Annotated in this window: 1 protein-coding gene; it reads left to right on the top strand. The window is 40.6% G+C overall.

What is annotated here, in order from left to right; translation table 11 throughout:
- Window positions 1–707: 707 nt before the first annotated feature.
- Window positions 708–989, top strand: a complete 282-nt coding sequence (locus WR49_RS20690) for a barstar family protein (RefSeq protein WP_046225275.1) — start codon at window positions 708–710, stop codon at window positions 987–989.
- The last annotated feature ends 54 nt before the right edge of the window (window positions 990–1,043 follow it).

Genomic DNA, 1,043 nt, shown 5'->3' with positions numbered 1-1,043 from the left:
TTCACGTCACCCCTTATTCCATAAGGGGTTTTCATGATCTTGCCCTGCTCACAGCATCCGTCACCTGTTGTATCATCAAGCACAATGCATTTGCTTGACGAACTAAGGTTTCACCCAAAAATACAGAATAGTCGTGTTTTGCACTTAAAAGGTGGCAAACTAAATTCATTAACGGTATTTAGTCTGCTTGAGCGACTAGGTGAGGACAAGCTTGTTGTAGGTCTCAAAAACCTAAATGGGACTTTACCGTATCGCATCGTTACCGCTAATGGGCTGTGCAACGCAATTGACAAGGCAAGTCGAGAACGCTAGTCTTCATTTGTCCCGCCCCATTCAATCGAGAGATTGAAAAGTATAGGAAATTAGTGGGGACTCGATTCAATAACTGGCATTCGAGAGGGGGTTGCTATGGTAGGAAATATTTGCACGATCTTTGGTTTTTTAAGCTTAATCACTGTTAACTGTCTAGACCTTTTTATTTTTAGTGAACACTCTCGATTGTTTGGGGCTCAGTAGCCTCAAATAACTTCAAGTGACTCTCCAGCATATTCTTCTAACAAAGCATTTAAGACGGATTCCCAACGCTTGGCATTTTCAGTTTACTTCAATTTCGGTGTTTACGGCACAATACTTCAAGTTTAATGGTCTGCGTTGCTCACCACTTAATGCGGCGTTATAGCGCAGCGGCATTTATCAGTAGGGGGATTATGCGCATTGATTTAATAATGATAGAGAACGAAAATCAACTTCATGAATTGATGGCTAATTACTTTGGTTTTCCAGGTTATTATGGAAAAAACTGGGATGCTTTTTGGGATTGCCTTTGTGACGCGGGTTTGCGCAATTCGGATTTTCCTAAAGTCATAGAGTTTGTTGGTTCTAGTCATTTGAAATCGATTCTTCCTGAGAGTTTCGAATCCTTAAAAAGTTGTTTTGATGATTTGAGCCGAGAGTACCCAAATATAGGTATCAGAGTAGACTGGAACTAAAGCGCTATAACAAGAGACTATGGCGTCAATAGTTAATTTTTGGCGCTACCTTTA

Origin of the sequence: Vibrio sp. ECSMB14106, from assembly GCF_000972265.1 — a bacterium.
GTDB classification, from domain to species: domain Bacteria; phylum Pseudomonadota; class Gammaproteobacteria; order Enterobacterales; family Vibrionaceae; genus Vibrio; species Vibrio kanaloae.
The sequence above is the reverse complement of the archived record's forward strand: the minus strand, read 5'-3'. Positions and strand labels throughout refer to the sequence as shown.

What these genes read in the sequence shown, in the direction of transcription:
- WR49_RS20690 (WP_046225275.1), top strand. Translation starts at nt 708, where the DNA reads ATGCGCATTGATTTAATAATGATAGAGAACGAAAATCAACTTCATGAA.